This is a genomic window from Ramlibacter albus (genome assembly GCF_014297445.1).
Classification (GTDB): domain Bacteria; phylum Pseudomonadota; class Gammaproteobacteria; order Burkholderiales; family Burkholderiaceae_C; genus Ramlibacter; species Ramlibacter albus.
In genome coordinates, this window is record NZ_JACORU010000001.1 from 1,395,244 (window position 1) to 1,413,855 (window position 18,612).

Sequence of the window (18,612 nt, forward strand, 5' to 3'; positions counted from 1 at the left end):
CACCTTTTCGAGGACACAGGAGACAACCCGCATGAAACGCCGTACCTTCGCCGCGCTGGCCGCGGCTTCGCTCGCCGCGCCCGCGGCCCTTGCGCAGGACCGCACGATCAAGATCTGGGTGGGCTTCCCGCCCGGCGGCTCGGCCGACGTGATCGCGCGCCTGCTCGCCGAGAAGATGCGCGCGTCGCTCGGCCAGAACGTCATCGTGGACAACAAGCCGGGTGCCGCCGGGCGCCTCGTCCTCGGCGAACTCAAGCGCATGCCGCCGGACGGCCAGAACTTCGTGCTCTCGCCCTCCGGCGCGATGGTGATCGCGCCGCACCTCTACAAGCTGGAGTACGACCCGGTGAAGGATTTCACGCCGGTGTCGCGCATCGTGACCTTCGACTTCGCGATCACCGCGGGCCCGGGTGCGCAGGGCAACGACCTCAAGTCCGTGCTCGCGTGGATGAAAGCCAACCCCGCAAAGGCCAACTACGCCACCTCGGGCGCGGGCACCGTGCCGCACTTCGCCGGCCAGCTGCTGTCGCAGGCGGCCGGCGTGCCGCTCACGCACGTCGCGTATCGCGGCGGCGCGCCCGCGGCGCAGGACCTGATCGGCGGGCAGGTGCCGCTGATGGTGGACACGGCCTCCGAGACCATCGAGCACCACAAGGCCGGCAAGGTGCGCATCCTCGCCGTTACCGGCGAGCAGCGTTCGAAGGCGCTGCCCGACGTCCCGACGCTCAAGGAGATCGGCATCAACACGGCGGCCGATGCCTTCTTCGGCCTGTACGGCCCGCCCGGCCTGCCGACGGACATCGTCAACCGCATGGACCGCGCGGTGAGCGACGCGCTGAAGGACCCGGCGGTGCAGGACCGCATCTACGGCTTCGGCCTCGTGCCGAACCACGCGAACGCGGCGGAGCTTGCAGCCACGCAGGTCGCTCACCTCAAGCGCTGGGAGCAGCCGATCAAACAGTCGGGCTTCAAGGCCGAGTGAGCGGATTCGGCGCCGCTCTCGGGAGCGGCGCCTACATACGCTGTCGTGCGCGGTCAGCGCTTCGGCAGCAAGCTGCGCGGCAATATCCAACGCATGTTCAAAGCAGTTCTCGGCAAGGCGGTGGTAGCGGGCGCCGCCTTCGCGTTGATCCCGGCTTTCGCCGCCACAAAGCCCGCTGAAACGGCCAAAGCCGCGTCCCCGGCGGCAAAGGCCGGCCCGGCGGCCGCGAAGACAAAGGGCAAGGCGACGGCCAAGGACAAGGCCACCGCCAAGGCCGAGAAGGTCGACACCACGCCCGGGCCACTGGCCGACTTCGGCAAGGTGGACGCCTCCGACGACGTGGTGCACGTCGCCAACTGGGTCTCCTACACGCGCAACAACCGCAACCGCGACTTCGTCGTCATCGACAAGAAGCACGCGCGCATGTACGTGTTCGATGCCAAGGGCAAGCTCAAGAGCGACGCCCCCGTGCTGCTGGGCAAGGCCGTCGGCGACGACTCGGCGCCGGGCGTCGGCGACAAGCCCTTGTCGCAGCTAAAGGACGAAGAAAAGACCACGCCCGCCGGCCGCTTCCTCGCCTCGCACGGCCGCAACACGCACGGCGCCGACATCCTGTGGATCGACTACAAGGCCGCCGTGTCGATGCACCGCGTGATCAAGGTGGGCGACGAGAACCGGTTCGAACGCCTGGCGTCGCCCGAGATCGACGACAACCGCATCTCCAACGGCTGCGTGAACGTGCCGATCGCGTTCTACAACTCGGTGCTCAAGCCTTCCGTCGGCAAGAAGGGCGCCTACGTGTACGTGCTGCCCGAGACGCGCTCCGTTCAGAAGGTCTTCGGCTCGTTCGATGTCACAGCCAAGGCGTCCGGGACACAATCGGCGGATGCCAAACCCGCCAGCACCCAGCAGTAAACCACTGCCCTACGAGGGCATCCGCGTCGTCGAGTTCACCCACATGGTCATGGGGCCCACCTGTGGCATGGTGCTGGCCGACCTGGGCGCCGAAGTGATCAAGGTAGAGCCGGTGGCCGGCGACAACACGCGGCGGCTGCTCGGCTCCGGCGCGGGCTTCTACCCGCTCTTCAACCGCAACAAGAAGAGCGTGGCGCTGGACCTGCAGCAGGCCGAAGGCCGCGAGGCGGTGCTCAAGCTGATCGCCACCGCGGACATCGTGAGCGAGAACTTCAAGCCCGGCACGATGAAGAAGCTGGGGCTGGACTACGCCGCGCTCTCGAAATTGAACGAGCGGCTCATCTACGTCAGCCACAAGGGCTTCCTGCCCGGCCCGTACGACCACCGCACGGCGCTGGACGAGGTGGTGCAGATGATGGGCGGCCTCGCGTACATGACGGGCCGCCCCGGCGACCCGCTGCGCGCGGGCACCAGCGTCAACGACATCATGGGCGGCATGTTCGGCGCGATCGGCGCGATGGCGGCGCTCGCGCAGCGCGAGAAGACGGGCCGCGGCCAGGAGGTGCAGAGCGCGCTCTTCGAGAACAACGTGTTCCTCGTCGCGCAGCACATGATGCAGTTCGCCGTCACTGGGAAGGCGGCCGACCCGATGCCCGCGCGCATTTCCGCGTGGGCGATCTACGACGTGTTCACGGTCAAGGACAACGAGCAGATCTTCCTGGCCGTGGTGAGCGACACGCAGTGGGCGATCTTCTGCGAGGCCTTCGGGCTGGACGACCTGCGCGCGGACTCGCGCCTCGGGACGAACAACGACCGCGTCCGCGCGCGCGAGTGGCTGCTGCCGCAATTGCGTTCGCGCTTGGCCGACCACAGTGCGTCGGAACTGGCGGAGATCTTCGAGAAGAACGGGCTGCCCTTCGCGCCGATCACGCGGCCGCAGGACCTGTTCGACGACCCGCACCTCAATGGCACCGGCGGGCTCGCGCCCATGACCTTGCCGGACGGCCGCGAAACCAAGGTGCCGTTGCTGCCGCTGATGCTCGATGGCGAGCGCCCGGGCCTGCGTGCGCATCCGCCGAAGCTGGGTGAGCACACGTGGGAGTTGCTGCGCAGCGTGGGCTACACGGACGCCCAATTGGAAGCGCTCGCAGCGAGAGGCGTGCTGCCACGCAGGGCTTGACCCGGGGTCCATGGCGGCTGGCACACTCTGGATGCCGGATCGAGTCCGGCATGACAATGCCACGCTGTGGACAAGCTCAAGCAGCTCGAATCCTTCGTCTCCGTCGCCACCCGCGGCAGCCTGACCGCGGCCGCCAACGCCGAGGGCGTGGCGCCCGCGATCATGGGCCGGCGCCTCGACGCGCTGGAGGAGCGCCTCGGCGTGAAGCTGCTGGTGCGCACCACGCGCCGCATCACGCTCACGCACGAAGGCAGCGCCTTCCTCGAAGACTGCCAGCGCCTGCTGGCCGATCTCGCCAATGCGGAAGCGAGCGTGAGTGCGGGCGGCGTCAAGGCGAGCGGCCACTTGCGCGTCACCGCGCCCGCAGGCTTCGGCCGGCGCCATGTCGCGCCGCTCGTCCCGAAGTTCCGCGACCTGCATTCGGATGTCACGGTGTCGCTCAACCTGAGTGACCGCGTGGTGGACCTCGCGGGCGAAGGCTACGACTGCGCCGTGCGCGTCGGCGATTTCCCCGACTCGTCGCTCGTGAGCGTGCGCCTCGCGGACAACCGCCGCCTGTGCGTGGCCACGCCTTCGTACCTGCAGCGACGCGGCACGCCGAAACACCCCAACGAGCTGGGCCTGCACGACTGCCTCACGCTATCCAGTGAGGCATCGCAAACCAGGGGATGGGCCTTCAAAGTCCCGGGCAAGGAAGAAGTCCTGCACATCAAGCCCGCCGGCCCGCTCGACTGCTCCGACGGCCAGGTGCTGCACGACTGGTGCCTGCGCGGCATCGGCATCGCATGGCGCAGCACGTGGGAGGTGCAGCAGGACATCGCGGCCGGCCGGCTGGTGGAGGTGCTGGCAGAATACGCCGCGCCCGCGAACGGCATCTACGCCGTGTTCCCGCAGCGCAAGCACCTGCCGCTGCGCGTGCGCCTGTGGATCGACTTCCTCAAGCACAACTACGCGCAGCCGGACTTCTGGAAGACGTAAAGGACCCATCCGACATGACGCAGGAAGCCCTGCTGGCCTACGCGCACATCCTGGCCATCTTCACCATGATCGTGTTCCTCACGAGCGAGGCGGCGCTGTGCCGCAGCGAATGGATGAACGCCACCATCGTCGAGCGGCTGGCGCGCGTCGACATGATCTACGGCATCTCGGCGGGCGCGGTGTTCGTCACGGGGCTCGCGCGCGTCTTCCTCGGCGCCAAGGGCGCCGGGTACTACGCGGGCAACCCGCTCTTCTGGACGAAGTTCGGCCTTTTCGCGGCAGTCGGGCTGATCTCGATCGCGCCGACGCTCGCGTTCATCCGGTGGCGCCGCGCCTTGCGGGCGAGCGGCGGCCTGCCGGACGAAGCCGAGGTCAAGCGCGTGCGCAAGCTGGTGATGGTCCAGGCGCACATCATCCCTGTCGTGCCGCTGGCCGCGGTTTTCCTCGCCCGCGGCTACGGGAGCTGAGCCGTCAGGCTGCCTTCTTCAGGCACTCGGACATGAACTTCTTGCGCTCGTCGCCCTTTTTGTCCTTGGCGTCGGCGTTGCAGGTCTTCATCTTTTCCTGCTGGGCCGCCTGCTTGTTCTTCAGGCACTCGGACATGAACTTCTTGCGCTCGTCGCCCTTCTTGTCGCCGGCTTCCTTGTTGCAGACGGCCATCTTGGACTGCTGCTTGTTCTCGGCCTTTTCGGCGGCCGGCTTGGCGGCGCCGGCGTGGCTGGCGGCGTAAACGGGGCCGGCGCAGAACGCGGCAACGGCCAGGATGCCCAGAATCCTCTTCATGCTGTACTCCTTACTCCTTAGCGGACTTGTTCAGCTAGGGGAGGAGGCAGCATACCCCGGCACGTAAAATTCGCAAATGCTCCAAGTGAAACAGGACCTGCTCGGTGCGCTCGCCACCGGGCTGGACAAGCTGCTGCCCGGCTCCGCCTCGAAGGCGGCGTTCGAGTCCCCCAAGGTGGCGGCGCACGGCGACTTCGCCTGCACCGCGGCGATGCAGCTCGCCAAGCCGCTCAAGCAGAACCCGCGCGCGCTGGCCGAAAGCCTGCGCACCGAGCTGCTGGCCACGCCCGCTTTCCAGCGGTGGGTGGAGGCGGTGGACATCGCGGGCCCGGGCTTCATCAACATCAAGCTCAAGCCCCAGGCCAAGCAGCAGGTGGTGAAGGAAGTGCTCGCCGAAGGCGCGCAGTTCGGCGTGCAGCCCGCCAACGGCAAGCACATGATGGTGGAGTTCGTCTCCGCCAACCCCACCGGCCCGCTGCACGTGGGCCACGGCCGGCAGGCGGCACTCGGTGACGCCATCTGCAACCTGTACGGCACGCAGGGCTGGGACGTCTACCGCGAGTTCTATTACAACGACGCGGGCGTGCAGATCGAGACGCTGGCCCTGTCGACGCAGCTGCGCGCCAAGGGCATCAAGCCGGGCGATGCGCTCTGGCCCGAGAACGCCTACAACGGCGACTACATCCAGGACATCGCCGACGATTTCCTCGCGAAGAAGACCGTGAAGTCCGACGACCGCGAGTTCACCGCCAGCGGCGACGTGGAGGACATCGACTCCATCCGCCAGTTCGCCGTGGCCTACCTGCGCCACGAGCAGGACCTGGACCTGCGGGCCTTCCAGGTGAAGTTCGACAACTACTACCTCGAGTCGAGCCTGTACACCAGCGGCCGCGTCGAAGGCACGGTCAAGCGGCTGGTCGAGGCCGGCAAGACCTACGAGCAGGACGGCGCGCTGTGGCTGCGCACCACCGAGTACGGCGACGACAAGGACCGCGTGATGCGCAAGTCCGACGGCACGTTCACGTACTTCGTGCCGGACGTGGCGTACCACATCACGAAGTGGGAGCGCGGCTTCACCAAGGTCGTGAACATCCAGGGCACGGACCACCACGGCACCATCGCCCGCGTGCGCGCGGGCCTGCAGGCGGCCGGCGTGGGCATTCCCCAGGGTTACCCGGATTACGTGCTGCACACGATGGTGCGCGTGATGAAGGACGGCGAGGAGGTGAAGATCTCCAAGCGCGCCGGCAGCTACGTCACGCTGAGCGACCTGATCGACTGGACCAGCAAGGACGCGGTTCGCTTCTTCCTGCTGTCACGCAAGGCGGACACCGAGTACACCTTCGACGTGGACCTGGCGCTGGCGAAGAACAACGACAACCCGGTCTACTACGTGCAGTACGCCCATGCGCGGATCTGCTCCGTGCTGGAGGCCTGGGGCGGCGACCGCGCCGCGCTGGCCGGGGCGGACCTGTCGGCGCTGGACAGCCCGGCTGCGTTGAACCTGATGCTGCAGCTGGCCAAGTACCCGGAGATGCTGACGGCGGCCGCGGCCGATTTCGCGCCGCACGACGTCACCTTCTACCTGCGCGAGCTGGCCGCGGCGTACCACAGTTACTACGACAGCGAGCGCATCCTGGTGGACGACGAAACGGTGAAGAAGGCACGGCTGGCGCTGGTCGCCGCCTGCGCGCAGGTGTTGCACAATGGTTTGGCGGTGCTGGGCGTCGGCGCGCCGCAGAGGATGTAGGCAGGCATGGCACACAGTAAGCTCCAGGGCGGCAACGTCGTGGTCGGGATCATCATCGGCGTGGTCCTCGGCCTCGCCGCCGCACTGGCGGTGGCGGTCTACGTCACCAAAGTCCCCGTCCCTTTCCTGAACAAGGGCACCGCGCGCACCGCCGAGCAGGACGCCGCGGAGTCCAAGAAGAACCAGAACTGGGACCCCAACGCGCCCCTGTACGGCAAGAACCCCGCGCGTCCCATGCCGTCCACGCCACCCGCGGGCACGGCCAGCGGCCCGGCCGGCGTGCTGCCGCTGCCGCCGCCGCTCTCCCCGCCGGAAAAGGACTCGAAGGAAGCCAAGGGTGACAAGCCCGCCGGTGCCGCGAGCGCCGCGAAGAAATCCGCAGACCCGCTGGGCGACCTGGCCGCTGCGCGCGCCGCCGCGGCTTCGCCCGTGCCGCCGGCCGTCGCGGGCGGCGACCCGTTCCTCTATTTCGTGCAGGCCGGCGCCTTCCGCACGGCCGAAGATGCCGAGGCGCAGCGCGCCAAGCTGTCCCTGATGGGCATCGAGTCGAAGGTGACCGAGCGCGAGCAGTCCGGCCGGCAGGTCTGGCGCGTGCGCGTGGGGCCCTTCAACACCAAGGACGAGGCCGACCGCTCCAAGGAAAAGCTGGAGGCGGGCGGCGTCGAGACGGCCCTCGTGCGCGTCCAACGTTGAGGTAACCCTGATGCATCGCCGCGAATTCACTGCACTTGCCCTCGCCGCCGGCGTGCCGGCTCTGGCGCTCGCGCAGAAGAAGCCGGAGGACGGCACCGAGTACCGCAGCCTCGCCAAGCGCGCCGCCGTCGAGGCGCCCGCCGGCAAGATCGAGGTGGTGGAGTTCTTCTGGTACAGCTGCCCGCACTGCAACGCTTTCGAGCCGCAGCTGGTGCGCTGGAGCCGCAACCTGCCCGCTGACGCGGTGCTGCGCCGCGTCCCTGTGGGCTTCCGGGACGAGTTCGATCCGCAGCAGCGTTTGTTCTACACGCTGCAGGCGCTGGGCAAGCAGGAGGAGCTGCACCAGAAGATCTACGACGCCATCCACAAGGAGAAGGTCAAGCTCGAGCGCGGGGAGCAGATCGTCGACTGGGTGGAGAAGCAAGGCATCGACAAGGCGAAGTTCGTGGAGCTCTACACCTCGCCCGCCATGTCGCTGAAAGCCCGCCAGGCCACGCAACTTCACGACGCCTACGGCATCGAAGGGGTGCCGACGCTCGGCATCGCCGGGCGCTGGTACACCGACGGCACGCTCGCCGGCAACATGCCGCGGGCGCTGCAGGTCACCGATTTCCTCATCGCCGAGGCGCGCAAGGCGCCCTAAGGAGAAATGAAAGCAATGGATCGTCGCCAATTCTCGGCCGCACTCGGCACGGCCGCCGCCCTGGGCTTCACCGGCTTGCCCGCGCACGCGCAGCGTGCCTTCGCGGACGGCAAGGACTTCCGCACGCTGGACAAGCGCGCGCCCGTCGAAACGCCCCCGGGCAAGGTGGAAGTGGTGGAGTTCTTCTGGTACGCCTGCCCGCACTGCAACGCCTTCGAGCCGCAGCTGGTGGCCTGGGCCAAGAAGCTGCCGCAGGACGTGGTGCTCAAGCGCGTGCCGGTGCAGTTCAACGAATCGTTCGAGCCGCAGCAGCGCCTGTTCTACACGCTGGAGGCCATGGGCAAGCTGGAAGACGTGCACAACAAGGTGTTCCAGGCCATCCACGGCGAGAAGATCAAGCTGGAGCGCTTCGAGCAGATCGCGCCGTGGGTCGAGAAGCAGGGCGTGGACAAGGCCAAGTTCACCGAGATGTTCAACTCGTTCTCCATCGCCACCAAGGCGCGCAAGGCGGCGCAGCTGGCCAACGACTACCGCATCGAGGGCGTGCCCACGCTGGGCGTGGCGGGCCGCTGGTGGACCGACGGCAGCGCCGCCGGCAGCATGCAGCGCGCGCTGCAGGTGACCGATTTCCTGATCGCCGAGGCACGCCGCAGCAAATAGCGCGCCTGCCGGGGGGCACGGTCGGTATACTCCCCAGCAAGATTCGTGCCTCTATGAAACATTCCTATGCCTTGCTCCTGGCCGGCGCCGCCTTGGCGCTGGCCGCGTTGCCGGCCGCCGCCGAGAAGGCCGACCGCAACAAGCCGATGAACGTCGAGGCGGACGCCCTCAAGTACGACGACCTGCGGCAGATCAGCGTGTTCACCGGCAAGGTGGTGGTGACCAAGGGCACCATCCTCATCCGCGGCGCCAAGGTGGAAGTCAAGCAGGACCCAGAGGGCTACCAGTTCGGCACCGTGACGTCCGAGCCGGGCAAGCCGGCGTACTACCGCCAGAAGCGCGAGGGCCTCGACGAATACATCGAGGGCGAGGCGCAGACGATCGAGTACGACGGCAAGGCCGACCGCGTGAAGTTCATCGGCCGCGCCGAGATGCGGCGCCTGCGGGGTGCGACCGTGAACGACGAGATCAGCGGCAGCCTGATCACCTACGACAACACCACCGACGTCTTCAACGTGGACGGCGGGCCGGTGGCCGGCACGCCGGCCAACCCGGGCGGCCGCGTGCGCGCCACGCTCGCGCCGCGGCCTGCGGCGTCTGCCGCCGCGGCCGCCACGCCGGCCTCGGGCGTGCGCCTGCGGCCCAGCACCACGTTCGGCGGAGAGCCGCGCTGATGGGCGACACCGAAACGGCCGCCGCACCTGCCGAGGCCACGACGCGCAGCCGGCTGGAGGCGCGCCACCTGCAGAAGACGTACGGCAGCCGCAGGGTCGTGCATGACGTTTCCCTGGCCGTGGACAACGGCGAGGTGGTGGGGCTGCTCGGGCCGAACGGCGCGGGCAAGACCACGTCCTTCTACATGATCGTGGGGCTGGTGCGCGCCGACGACGGCGAGATCACCATCGACGGCCGCTCGGTGGAGCACATGCCGATCCACCGCCGCTCGCGCCTGGGCCTGTCCTACCTGCCGCAGGAGGCGTCGATCTTCCGCAAGCTCAATGTGGAAGAGAACGTGCGCGCGGTGCTGGAGCTGCAGCGCGGCCCGGACGGCAAGTCGCTCTCGCGCGAAGAGATCGAGTCGCGGCTCACGTCGCTGCTGCAGGACCTGCGGGTGGACCACCTGCGCGACTCACCCGCGGTGGCACTGTCCGGCGGCGAACGGCGGCGCGTGGAGATCGCACGAGCCCTCGCGACGCAGCCGCGCTTCATCCTGCTGGACGAGCCGTTCGCGGGCATCGACCCCATCGCGGTGATCGAGATCCAGCGCATCATCAGCTTCCTGAAGTCGCGCGGCATCGGCGTGCTGATCACCGACCACAACGTGCGCGAGACGCTGGGCATCTGCGACCACGCGTACATCATCAGCGAAGGCCGCGTGCTGGCCCAGGGCACACCCGCCGAGATCGTGAACAACGCCGACGTGAGGCGCGTGTACCTCGGCGAGCACTTCCGCATGTAAGCGCCCCTCGGTATGAAGCAGGGGCTTTCCCTCCGCGTCTCGCAGCACTTAGCGCTGACGCCCCAACTCCAGCAGTCGATCCGCCTGCTCCAGCTGTCCACGCTCGAGCTGGCGCAGGAGGTCGAGCAGATGCTCGACGACAACCCCTTCCTCGAGCAGAACGCCGACGAGCTGCCGCAGGAGGAGTTCGGCATCCGCCACGCCGACGCGCCCGCCGTGCAGGACGACCATGAGCACGACCGCGCCGCCGTCGAAGCGGAGCCCACCGCGCAGGCCGACGACGAGCCGCCCAGCTGGGATGGCGACGGCAGCACCGAGCTCGTGCCGGACGACGGCGAGTGGGGCGGCGACGCGCCGGCCCGCAAGACCAGCAACAACGAGGACAGCGACGTCGACGCCACCGACCTCGCGCGCGGCGGCGAGTCGCTGCAGGACTGGCTGCACCGCCAGACGCTCTCGCTGCGCCTGGGCGAGGAAGACCGCGCCGCGCTGCGCTTCCTGATCGAATCGCTCAACGACGACGGTTACCTCGAGGAGTCTCTCGAATCGCTGGCCGCGGGGCTCGCACCCGACGACATCGAGCAGCAGGAAGAACTGGTGCACCGCTTCACCGTCGCGCTGCGGCTGTTGCAGAACCTGGAGCCCACCGGCATCGGCGCGCGCAACCTCACCGAGTGCCTCTGCCTGCAATTGCACGCGTTGCAGGCCGAGGCGCCGAACGACCCGGTGATTGCCACCGCCTTGAGCGTCTGCAAGCAGCCGGTCGACCTGCTCGCGCGCCGCGACGTCAAGCGCCTTGCGCAGCTGTGCGGCGAATCGGACTCGCTGGTGAAGTCGGCCATCTCCGCTATCACGCGGCTGGAGCCCAAGCCGGGCCGGCGGTTCGTGAACGTGGAGCGCAACATCGTCGTGCCGGACGTCATCGTCACCAAGGCCGGCAACGGCGCGAGCATGCGGCTGCGCGTGCAGCTCAACCCCGACGTGATGCCGCGCCTGCGCGTGCACGACGTGTATGCGGGCGCGCTCAAGTCGCACAAGGGCGAGGGCCACCAGGCACTGCAGCAGCGGCTGCAGGAGGCGCGGTGGTTCATCAAGAACATCCAGCAGCGCTTCGACACCATCCTGCGCGTGTCCACGGCCATCGTGGAGCGGCAGCGCAACTTCTTCGTGCACGGCGAGCTCGCGATGCGGCCGCTGGTGCTGCGCGAGATCGCGGACGAGCTGGGGCTGCACGAGTCGACGATTTCGCGCGTGACCACGGCCAAGTACATGGCGACGCCGTTCGGCACTTTCGAGCTGAAGTACTTCTTCGGCTCGGCACTGGGGACAGAGACGGGCGGCAACGCGTCGAGCACCGCGGTGCGCGCGCTGATCAAGCAGTTCGTCGCTGCCGAGAACACGAAAAAGCCGCTGTCGGACAGCCAGATCTCGGACATGCTCAAGGAGCAGGGGATCGAGTGCGCGCGGCGCACCGTGGCGAAGTACCGCGAGGCGCTGCGCATCGCGCCGGCCAACCTGCGAAAGGCCCTGTGAGTTTCCAACTGTTCCTGCCTTGCGCGGGTGGCGTGGAGGAGTACCTCGCGTCGGAAGTGTCCGCACTCGGCGTTCGAAGCGTGCAGCGCGAGCGCGGTGGCGTCTCCTTGCAGGCGGACTGGGCGGCGCTGATGCGCATGAACCTGCACAGCCGCCTCGCGCAGCGCGTGCTGGTCCAGCTGTCGCACACGCCGTATCGCGCGGAGAACGACCTCTACGAGGCGGCGAAGGCCGTGGCTTGGGAAGAGTGGTTCACGTTGCGCCAGACCTTCAAGATCGAGATCACCGCGACGGCCAGCCCGCTCAAGAGCCTGAAGTTCGCGGCGCTGAAGATCAAGGATGCGGTGGCCGACCGCTTCCGCGACAAGGGCGGCGCGAGGCCGAACGTGGAGACGCGCTTTCCGGACATGCGCATCTTCGCGCACCTCACCGCCGACACGGTCACGCTGTACCTCGACACCTCGGGCGAGCCGCTCTTCAAGCGCGGCTGGCGCGAGGACAAGGGCGAGGCGCCGCTGAAGGAAACGCTCGCGGCCGCGATGATCGCGGCCAGTGGCTGGGATGCGAAAACGCCGCTGTACGACCCGTGCTGCGGCAGCGGCACCATCGCGATCGAGGCCGCGCAGGTCGCGTGCAACATCGCGCCGGGGCTGCTGCGGCGCTTCGGCTTCGAGAAGCTGCTGCCGCATCGGGCGCAGGAGTGGGCGGCGCTCAAGTCCGAAGCGAAAGCGGCGCGGCGCGAGCCGACTGCGCCCGTGTTCGGCAGCGACGTGGCCTTCCGCATGGTCGATTTCGCGCAGCGCAACGCGCAGCGCGCGGGTGTCGACCAGGCGGTGAGCCTGCGCGGTGGCGATGCGCTGCAGCGCATGCCGCCCACCGACACGCCCGGCGTGATGCTGCTCAACCCGCCGTATGGCGAGCGGATCGAGGCCGGCGGCGTTGCGGGTGCGAAGCGCGCGGGGCGAGAGAACGCGCAGATGGAGAACGCGGGCGACTTCTTCGCGCAGCTTGCCACCCACTGGAAGAAGAATTACGCGGGCTGGACCGCGTGGGTGCTGACGCCCGACCTCAAGCTGCCTTCGCGCATGCGGCTGAAGGAATCACGCCGCGTGCCGATGTGGAACGGGCCCATCGAGTGCCGCCTGTTCCGCTTCGATATGGTCGCGGGCTCGGCCCGTGCGGCGCCGAAGAGCGATGCGTCCACTGGTCATTGACACCAACGTCGTGCTGGACGCGTTCGTGTTCTCGGACGCGCGGACGGTTGCGCTCGTGGATGCGCTCGACAGCGGCCGCGTGCAGTGGCTGGCAACGCAAGCCATGCGGGACGAGCTGGAGCGCGTGCTGGCCTATCCGCACATCGTGAAGAAGCTGGAGTTCTACGGCCTGCAGCCGGGCGGCGTGCTTTCGAGGTTCGACCGACACGCCTTGCTGCACGAGGAAGCACCCCGGGCTCCCGTCGTCTGCAAGGACGAAGACGACCAGAAATTCATCGACCTGGCGGTCCAGCACCGGGCGCAGCTCGTGAGCAAGGACCGCGAGGTCCTCAAGATGAACAAGCGCATCCAGAAGCTGGGCTGCCCTGCGGTGGCGCCGGCCTACACCGGCAACGTGAACGAGTTCTCGCTCGCAGCCGGCCAGTAGTACTTGTACACGTTGTGGAGCGTGCCCACCTGGCCCTCCAGCAGCGCGCCCTCCGCCACCTGCGGCACCAGGTTCGACAGCAGCCGCACGTCGTTCTCGTTGACGCGCCGCACGATGTGGTGCGCCGTGATCTCGCGCGGGTGCTTCAGGCCGGCGGCCTGCACCAGCTCCTGCAGCGCATGCAGCGTGTTCTGGTGGAAGTGGAACACGCGAACCGACTTGTCCGTCACGTCGAGCGCCTTCATGCGGTTCGGGTCCTGCGTGCTGACGCCCGTGGGGCAATGCCCGGTGTGGCAGGCCTGCGCCTGCAGGCAACCGAGCGCGAACATGAAGCCGCGCGCGGAATTGCACCAGTCGGCCCCCAGCGCCATCGCGCGGACGATGTCGAAGGCGCTGATGATCTTGCCCGAGGCGCCCACGCGGATCTTGCCGCGCAGGCCGATGCCCTTGAGCGTGTTGTGCACCAGCAGCAGCCCTTCCTGCAGCGGCGCGCCGACGTGGTCCGTGAACTCGAGCGGCGCGGCCCCGGTGCCGCCCTCGGCACCATCCACCACGATGAAGTCCGGGTGGATGCCCGTGGCCAGCATGGCCTTGCAAAGCGCGAACCACTCCCAGGGGTGGCCGACGCAGAACTTGAAGCCTGTGGGCTTGCCGCCCGACAGCTCGCGCAAGCGCGCGATGAACTCCATCATCTCCACCGGCGTGCTGAAGGCACTGTGCGACGCCGGCGAGATGCAGTCCACGCCCACCGGCACGCCGCGCGCATCGGCGATCTCGATCGACACCTTGGGGCCGGGTAGCACGCCGCCGTGGCCGGGCTTCGCGCCCTGGCTCATCTTCAGCTCGATCATCTTCACCTGCGGGTTCGCGGCGTTCTGCGCGAAGCGCTCCGCGTTGAAGCGCCCCTGTTCATCGCGACAGCCGAAGTAGCCGGAGCCGATCTCCCAGATCAGGTCGCCGCCGTTCGCCCGGTGGTGCACGGAGATCGAACCCTCTCCCGTGTCGTGCGCGAAGCCGCCGCGTTTCGCGCCCGCGTTCAGCGCGCGGATCGCGTTGGCCGACAGCGCGCCGAAACTCATCGCCGAGATATTCAGCACGCTCGCCGAATAGGGTTGCGTGCATTGCGAGCCGACGTCCACGCGGAAGTCGTGCGTGGGCAGTTTCGTCGGCGCCATCGAGTGGTTGATCCACTCGTAGCCGTTCGCGCTCACGTCCAGCTGCGTGCCGAACGGGCGCTTGTCCTGCGTCGCCTTCGCGCGCTGGTACACGAGCGAGCGCTGCGCGCGCGAGAAAGGCGTCGCCTCGGCATCGCTTTCGAGGAAGTACTGGCGGATCTCCGGCCGCACGTATTCCAGCATGTAGCGGATGTGGCCGATGATCGGGTAGTTGCGCAGCACCGAGCGCCGCGACTGCCGCACGTCGTAGACGCCGATGGCGACGAGCGCCGCGAACAGGCCGAGCGCCGTCCAGCCGAGCCCGTACAGCGCCAGCGTGCCGGCGCTTGCGGCAAGGCCCAGCACGCAAAGCGCGAACGCCGTGTAGCGCACGGGGTAGATCGAGTCCAGGAAAGCAAGCATGGCCGTCCCTCCACCGGGTGCGGCCATGCTAGTGCCCGGCGCGGGGGTGGGTCAACCGAGCAGGTCGAGCAGGCGCTGCAGCGCGTGGCGCACGGTGGCAGCGCGCACGGTCGCGCGGTCGCCGTCGAAGCGGCGGGTTTCGCTGGTGAGCGCGCCGTCGACCATGAAGCCGAACCACACCGTGCCCACGGGCTTCTCCGCGCTGCCGCCGGTGGGGCCGGCGACGCCCGTGACCGCCACCGCGACCGTGGCTTTCGAGTGCCGCACAGCACCGAATGCCATCGCGCGCGCGACCACTTCGCTGACCGCGCCGTTGGCCGCGATGAGGGCGGGGTCCACACCCAGCAGCTCGGTCTTGGCTTCGTTGGAGTACGTGACGAAGCCGCGCTCGAACCAGTTGCTGGAGCCGGAGAGCTCGGTGCAAGCGGCCGCGATCATCCCGCCGGTGCAGCTCTCGGCGGTGGCAAGCATGCGGCCGTCGCGCTGCAGCACTTCGGCCAGCCGACCGCAAAGTTCGTCGAACGGCCCGCTCACCACGCCCTCCACGCCGCTATCACGAGCAACGTGCAGAACGCTGCCACGAGGTCGTCGAAGATGATGCCGAAGCCGCCGCGCCAGCCGAAGCCCTGGTACAGCTCGTCGGCCCAGGCGACCGGGCCCGGCTTGACGGCGTCGAAGAAGCGGAACAGCAGGAAGGCGGCCAGCTGCGTGTCCCACGACGCCGGGAGCACGAGCCACAGCACGAGCCAGAACGCGATGACCTCGTCCCACACGATGGCGCCCGGGTCCAGCACGCGCATGTTCCGCGCGGTGACGGTGCACGCCCACCAGCCGACCGGCAACGAGAGCGCGAGCACCCAGCCCATCGCGTAGGGCGACAGCCATTGCTGCAGCACGAGCCACGCGACCCAGGCCCACAGCGTACCGACCGTGCCCGGCGCAACGGGCGACAGGCCCGCGCCGAACCCGAGCGCGATCGTGTGCAGCGGGTTGCGCAGCAAGAAGCGCAAGCCCGGGCGACGCACCGGGGGTTGCAGCGGTGGCGCCAGCGGCGTCGTCATCCGGCCGCCCTGCGCGGCGCGATGCGTTGCACCTTGGCATCGGGCTGCGCGCCTGCAGCCGCGAACCACTCCGCCCAGTAGTCGATGCAGGCGCGGATCTTCGGCAGGCGATGGCGCCCGCTCATCGTGACCGCGTACACCGGCACGGTGGTGTCGTCGATGTACTTCGCGAGCACCGGCACCAGCAGCTTCTGCCGCACCAGCGTTTCGCCGACGATCGTGGCGAGGCGGCCGATGCCCAGGCCCTGCACGACCATGGTCGCGGCCATGTTGGTGTCGTTGGCTTTCCACTGGCCTTCGGCGTGGAAGACGTGCGGCTTGCCCTTCACCACGAAACGCCACTCGTTGAGCATGTTGACGGCGCTGTTGGTGACGAGGCGGTGGTGGGCCAGCTCGTCCGGCGTGGCCGGCTGGCCCGCCGCGGCGATGTAGCCGGGCGCGGCGTAGAGCGCGCGGCCGAGTGTGCCGATCTGGCGGGCGACAACCGTGTCCGGCAGGCTGGTGACGGTGCGGATCGCGATGTCGATGCCTTCGCGCGCCATGTCCACCATGCGGTCGCCCACCTCCAGCTCGATGCGCAAGCGTGGGTGGCGCTGCGTCAGGCCGCCGAGGCTGGGCACGAGCTGGTAGTGCGCGATCACGGTGCTGGCGGCCACGCGCACGACCCCGCTCGGCTCGCCGGCCTTGCTGGCGAATTCGCCTTCCAGTTCGTCGAGCGTGCCGAGCATGCGCCGGCAGTACTCGAAGAAGGTCTGGCCTTCGGCCGTGAGCGACAGGCCGTGCGTCGAGCGGTGGATCAGGCGTGCGCCGCAGGCCTTCTCGATGCGTGCGAGGTTGCGCGAGACCTGGCTCACCGGCGCGTCGCGTTCGCGCGCGACGGCCGACAGCGTGCCCAGCTCCGCCACGCGGGCGAAGAGGTGCATGTCGGCGAATTGCAGGTCGCGCATGGCTTGCATGGTAGCGGCACGGGCGGGCCTTTGCTCGGCGTGCAACACCGATTTCCCGCGCGTGCCGTTTCGGGAAAGGGCGGCGCTTCCTACAGTGCAAGCACACGCCGAAAGGAGGCCGCCATGATCACCACCCCGCTCGCTTCTCCCAACCTGCAGCTCGCTGCCCGCCAGCGTGCCATGCAACTGCGCGACGAGTCGTTCGACTCGCTGTTCACGAGCGCCGCGGCCACGTTGCGCCGGTCGGCCCAACGCCTGGCCGCGAGCCTGCGGCGCCACGAGCGGCTGCGCAGTATCGGCTAGTGGCACTTGCCGTGCAGCTTGCGGAAGTCGCGCGGGTCGAGTGCGCCGCGCTCGGACCACAGCCCGCGGCGATCTTCGCGCGCCTTCGCTTCCAGGGCTGCATACGGACCGCTCGCCTGGCGGCGCCAGCGGTGCGCCCACGCGTAGCCTTGCGCGACGAGCCAGGCGCCGACGTCCTCACCGTCGGAGCGCACCGTGCCCAGCCAGCGTTGGTAGTCGTCCTTCCCCGACAGCGAGACGGCGACGCGCTGGTGCAGCACGCGTGAGGCCAGCGCCTGCCGCGCCTCGCGGCCGAACGGCTGGCACAGCTCGGGCGCGTCGACGCCGCGCAGGCGCACCTGGCGCGGCTTGCCGCGAGCGCTGCGCACCCACAGCGTGTCGCCGTCGGTGACGTGCGTGACTTCGCCGCTGTATGTGCGCGCGTGGGTGCTGGCTGCGACAAGCAGCAGGATCGTCATGAGAAGGGCGCGCATCTCTCGTCAACGCACGTGAGTGCTCCGGCGACGACACGCCCTTGCTGTCATGCCGGGTCGAGCCCGGGATGACGCGCGCTGCTAACCGAAGTGATCGAAGGACGCGAAAGAGGCAGGCACTGGATGCCCGGCCGCATCGACCACCCGCACACCGCGTTCGCCTTCGATGCGCCCGATGCGCGTCACGCGCGTGTGCACGGCCCGGGCAGCGCGCTCCACGTCGTCGCGGCGATGCGCGGGCGCGGTGAACGCGAGCTCGTAGTCGTCGCCGCCGGACAGCGCGAACTCCAGCCGCCGCTCCGATGGAACCTCGACATCCAGCAGCGACGAAGCCGCCTCCGCGTCGATCCGCGCACCGACACCACTCGCCCTCAGCACATGCGACAGGTCACCCAGCAACCCATCGCTGATGTCCACGGCCGCCGTCGCCACGCCGCGCAGCGCCTGCCCGAGCGCCACACGCGGCGTGGGCAGCTCCATGCGGGCACGTGCCTGCTCGAACACTTCGGAGGGCAGCGACATCGTGCCGCGGAACACCTCCAGCGCCACGCGCGCATCGCCGGTCGTGCCGCTCACCCAGATGTCGTCACCGACGTGCGCCCCCGAGCGCAGCAGCGCCTCACCCGTGGGCACTTCGCCGAACACCGTGATGCCGATGACGAGCGGCCCGCGCGTCGTGTCGCCGCCGACCACTTCGCAGCCGTGTTCGTCGGCGAGCGCAAAGAGCCCTTCCGCGAAAGGCGCAAGCCACGCTTCATCGGCCGCAGGCAGCGAGAGCGCGAGCGTGAACGCCAGCGGCTTCGCACCGCACGCGGCGAGGTCGCTCAAATTGACCGCCAGCGACTTGTAGCCGAGCCGGCGCGGATTCACGGTGGAAAGGAAATGCCGCCCCTCGACCAGCATGTCGGTCGACACCGCCAGCTCCATCCCCGGCCCCGGCCTGAGCAGCGCGCAGTCGTCGCCGACGCCCAGCACGTTGCGCTGCGAGGGGCGCTTGAAGTAGCGCTCGATCAGCTCGAATTCACCCATGCCCG

The 18,612-nt window shown here is 68.8% G+C and carries 22 protein-coding genes; 15 read left to right on the forward strand and 7 right to left on the reverse strand.

The genetic code is table 11. From position 1 onward, the window contains the following. Positions 1-31 precede the first annotated feature (31 nt). The 5 genes from H8R02_RS06485 to H8R02_RS06505 all read left to right on the forward strand — a co-directional run bounded on the left by H8R02_RS06485 (position 32) and on the right by H8R02_RS06505 (position 4,522). A complete protein-coding gene (locus tag H8R02_RS06485; protein WP_187080492.1) occupies positions 32-982 on the forward strand; it encodes a Bug family tripartite tricarboxylate transporter substrate binding protein in 951 nt (316 codons plus the stop codon). A 93-nt stretch (positions 983-1,075) separates the two neighbouring features. Then, on the forward strand, positions 1,076-1,897 hold the full coding sequence (locus H8R02_RS06490; protein WP_187080493.1) for a hypothetical protein: 822 nt from the start codon (positions 1,076-1,078) through the stop codon (positions 1,895-1,897). Further along, positions 1,869-3,077 (forward strand): CaiB/BaiF CoA transferase family protein, encoded by a 1,209-nt coding sequence (locus H8R02_RS06495; protein WP_187080494.1) that lies wholly within the window; start codon positions 1,869-1,871, stop codon positions 3,075-3,077. Before H8R02_RS06490 ends, H8R02_RS06495 begins: the two co-directional genes overlap by 29 nt. A gap of 66 nt (positions 3,078-3,143) precedes the next feature. After that, on the forward strand, positions 3,144-4,055 hold the full coding sequence (locus H8R02_RS06500; protein ID WP_187080495.1) for a LysR family transcriptional regulator: 912 nt from the start codon (positions 3,144-3,146) through the stop codon (positions 4,053-4,055). A gap of 14 nt (positions 4,056-4,069) precedes the next feature. Further along, positions 4,070-4,522: a DUF2214 family protein gene (locus H8R02_RS06505; RefSeq protein ID WP_187080496.1), complete on the forward strand. Its 453-nt coding sequence runs from the start codon at positions 4,070-4,072 to the stop codon at positions 4,520-4,522. 4 nt (positions 4,523-4,526) lie between these two features. Here the strand turns inward: H8R02_RS06505 and H8R02_RS06510 are convergent, their stop codons facing one another. Continuing rightward, positions 4,527-4,838: a PsiF family protein gene (locus H8R02_RS06510; RefSeq protein ID WP_187080497.1), complete on the reverse strand. Its 312-nt coding sequence runs from the start codon at positions 4,836-4,838 to the stop codon at positions 4,527-4,529. A 76-nt stretch (positions 4,839-4,914) separates the two neighbouring features. Between H8R02_RS06510 and argS the strand changes: the two genes are divergently transcribed. Genes argS through H8R02_RS06555 form a run of 9 tightly spaced genes read left to right on the forward strand, consistent with a single transcriptional unit; the run spans position 4,915 to position 13,217 of the window. Beyond that, positions 4,915-6,588 carry an arginine--tRNA ligase gene (gene argS / locus H8R02_RS06515; RefSeq protein ID WP_187080498.1) on the forward strand — a complete coding sequence of 558 codons (1,674 nt, stop codon included), beginning with the start codon at positions 4,915-4,917 and terminating at the stop codon, positions 6,586-6,588. Between the two features lie 6 nt (positions 6,589-6,594). Continuing rightward, positions 6,595-7,281 (forward strand): SPOR domain-containing protein, encoded by a 687-nt coding sequence (locus tag H8R02_RS06520; RefSeq protein ID WP_187080499.1) that lies wholly within the window; start codon positions 6,595-6,597, stop codon positions 7,279-7,281. Between the two features lie 10 nt (positions 7,282-7,291). Next, positions 7,292-7,924 carry a thiol:disulfide interchange protein DsbA/DsbL gene (locus tag H8R02_RS06525; RefSeq protein ID WP_187080500.1) on the forward strand — a complete coding sequence of 211 codons (633 nt, stop codon included), beginning with the start codon at positions 7,292-7,294 and terminating at the stop codon, positions 7,922-7,924. A 15-nt stretch (positions 7,925-7,939) separates the two neighbouring features. Next, positions 7,940-8,584 carry a thiol:disulfide interchange protein DsbA/DsbL gene (locus H8R02_RS06530; protein ID WP_187080501.1) on the forward strand — a complete coding sequence of 215 codons (645 nt, stop codon included), beginning with the start codon at positions 7,940-7,942 and terminating at the stop codon, positions 8,582-8,584. A 53-nt stretch (positions 8,585-8,637) separates the two neighbouring features. After that, entirely contained in the window at positions 8,638-9,258 is a 621-nt protein-coding gene (gene lptA / locus H8R02_RS06535; RefSeq protein ID WP_187080502.1) for a lipopolysaccharide transport periplasmic protein LptA, read from the forward strand. After that, positions 9,258-10,043 (forward strand): LPS export ABC transporter ATP-binding protein, encoded by a 786-nt coding sequence (gene lptB / locus H8R02_RS06540; RefSeq protein ID WP_187080503.1) that lies wholly within the window; start codon positions 9,258-9,260, stop codon positions 10,041-10,043. The genes lptA and lptB overlap by 1 nt, the downstream gene beginning before the upstream one ends. Before the next feature lie 12 nt (positions 10,044-10,055). Then, positions 10,056-11,576, forward strand: a complete 1,521-nt coding sequence (locus H8R02_RS06545; RefSeq protein ID WP_187080504.1) for an RNA polymerase factor sigma-54 — start codon at positions 10,056-10,058, stop codon at positions 11,574-11,576. Continuing rightward, positions 11,573-12,790, forward strand: coding sequence for a THUMP domain-containing class I SAM-dependent RNA methyltransferase (locus tag H8R02_RS06550; protein ID WP_354004874.1), 1,218 nt, complete (start codon positions 11,573-11,575; stop codon positions 12,788-12,790). The genes H8R02_RS06545 and H8R02_RS06550 overlap by 4 nt, the downstream gene beginning before the upstream one ends. Further along, positions 12,771-13,217 carry a putative toxin-antitoxin system toxin component, PIN family gene (locus H8R02_RS06555; RefSeq protein WP_187080505.1) on the forward strand — a complete coding sequence of 149 codons (447 nt, stop codon included), beginning with the start codon at positions 12,771-12,773 and terminating at the stop codon, positions 13,215-13,217. The genes H8R02_RS06550 and H8R02_RS06555 overlap by 20 nt, the downstream gene beginning before the upstream one ends. Here the strand turns inward: H8R02_RS06555 and H8R02_RS06560 are convergent. From H8R02_RS06560 to H8R02_RS06575, 4 genes are read right to left on the reverse strand one after another with little or no spacing between them, the layout of a single operon-like run. After that, entirely contained in the window at positions 13,172-14,794 is a 1,623-nt protein-coding gene (locus H8R02_RS06560) for an FMN-binding glutamate synthase family protein (protein WP_187080506.1), read from the reverse strand. The two genes, H8R02_RS06555 and H8R02_RS06560, sit on opposite strands and share 46 nt — an antisense overlap. Before the next feature lie 51 nt (positions 14,795-14,845). Then, a complete protein-coding gene (locus H8R02_RS06565) occupies positions 14,846-15,265 on the reverse strand; it encodes a CinA family protein (RefSeq protein WP_187080630.1) in 420 nt (139 codons plus the stop codon). Positions 15,266-15,324: 59 nt separating this feature from the next. Next, complete coding sequence (locus H8R02_RS06570) at positions 15,325-15,855, reverse strand: phosphatidylglycerophosphatase A family protein (protein WP_187080507.1); 531 nt, start codon at positions 15,853-15,855, stop codon at positions 15,325-15,327. Continuing rightward, entirely contained in the window at positions 15,852-16,802 is a 951-nt protein-coding gene (locus tag H8R02_RS06575; protein ID WP_187080508.1) for a LysR family transcriptional regulator, read from the reverse strand. The genes H8R02_RS06570 and H8R02_RS06575 overlap by 4 nt, the downstream gene beginning before the upstream one ends. Before the next feature lie 123 nt (positions 16,803-16,925). Here H8R02_RS06575 and H8R02_RS06580 point away from each other — a divergent pair, with 123 nt between their 5' ends. After that, a complete protein-coding gene (locus H8R02_RS06580) occupies positions 16,926-17,105 on the forward strand; it encodes a hypothetical protein (RefSeq protein WP_187080509.1) in 180 nt (59 codons plus the stop codon). On the opposite strand, the gene H8R02_RS06585 is transcribed toward H8R02_RS06580, so the two are convergent. Beyond that, positions 17,102-17,578, reverse strand: coding sequence for a thermonuclease family protein (locus tag H8R02_RS06585; protein ID WP_187080510.1), 477 nt, complete (start codon positions 17,576-17,578; stop codon positions 17,102-17,104). The genes H8R02_RS06580 and H8R02_RS06585 overlap by 4 nt on opposite strands. Positions 17,579-17,659: 81 nt before the next feature. Next, a complete protein-coding gene (gene thiL, locus H8R02_RS06590; RefSeq protein WP_187080511.1) occupies positions 17,660-18,607 on the reverse strand; it encodes a thiamine-phosphate kinase in 948 nt (315 codons plus the stop codon). Between the last annotated feature and the right edge of the window lie 5 nt (positions 18,608-18,612).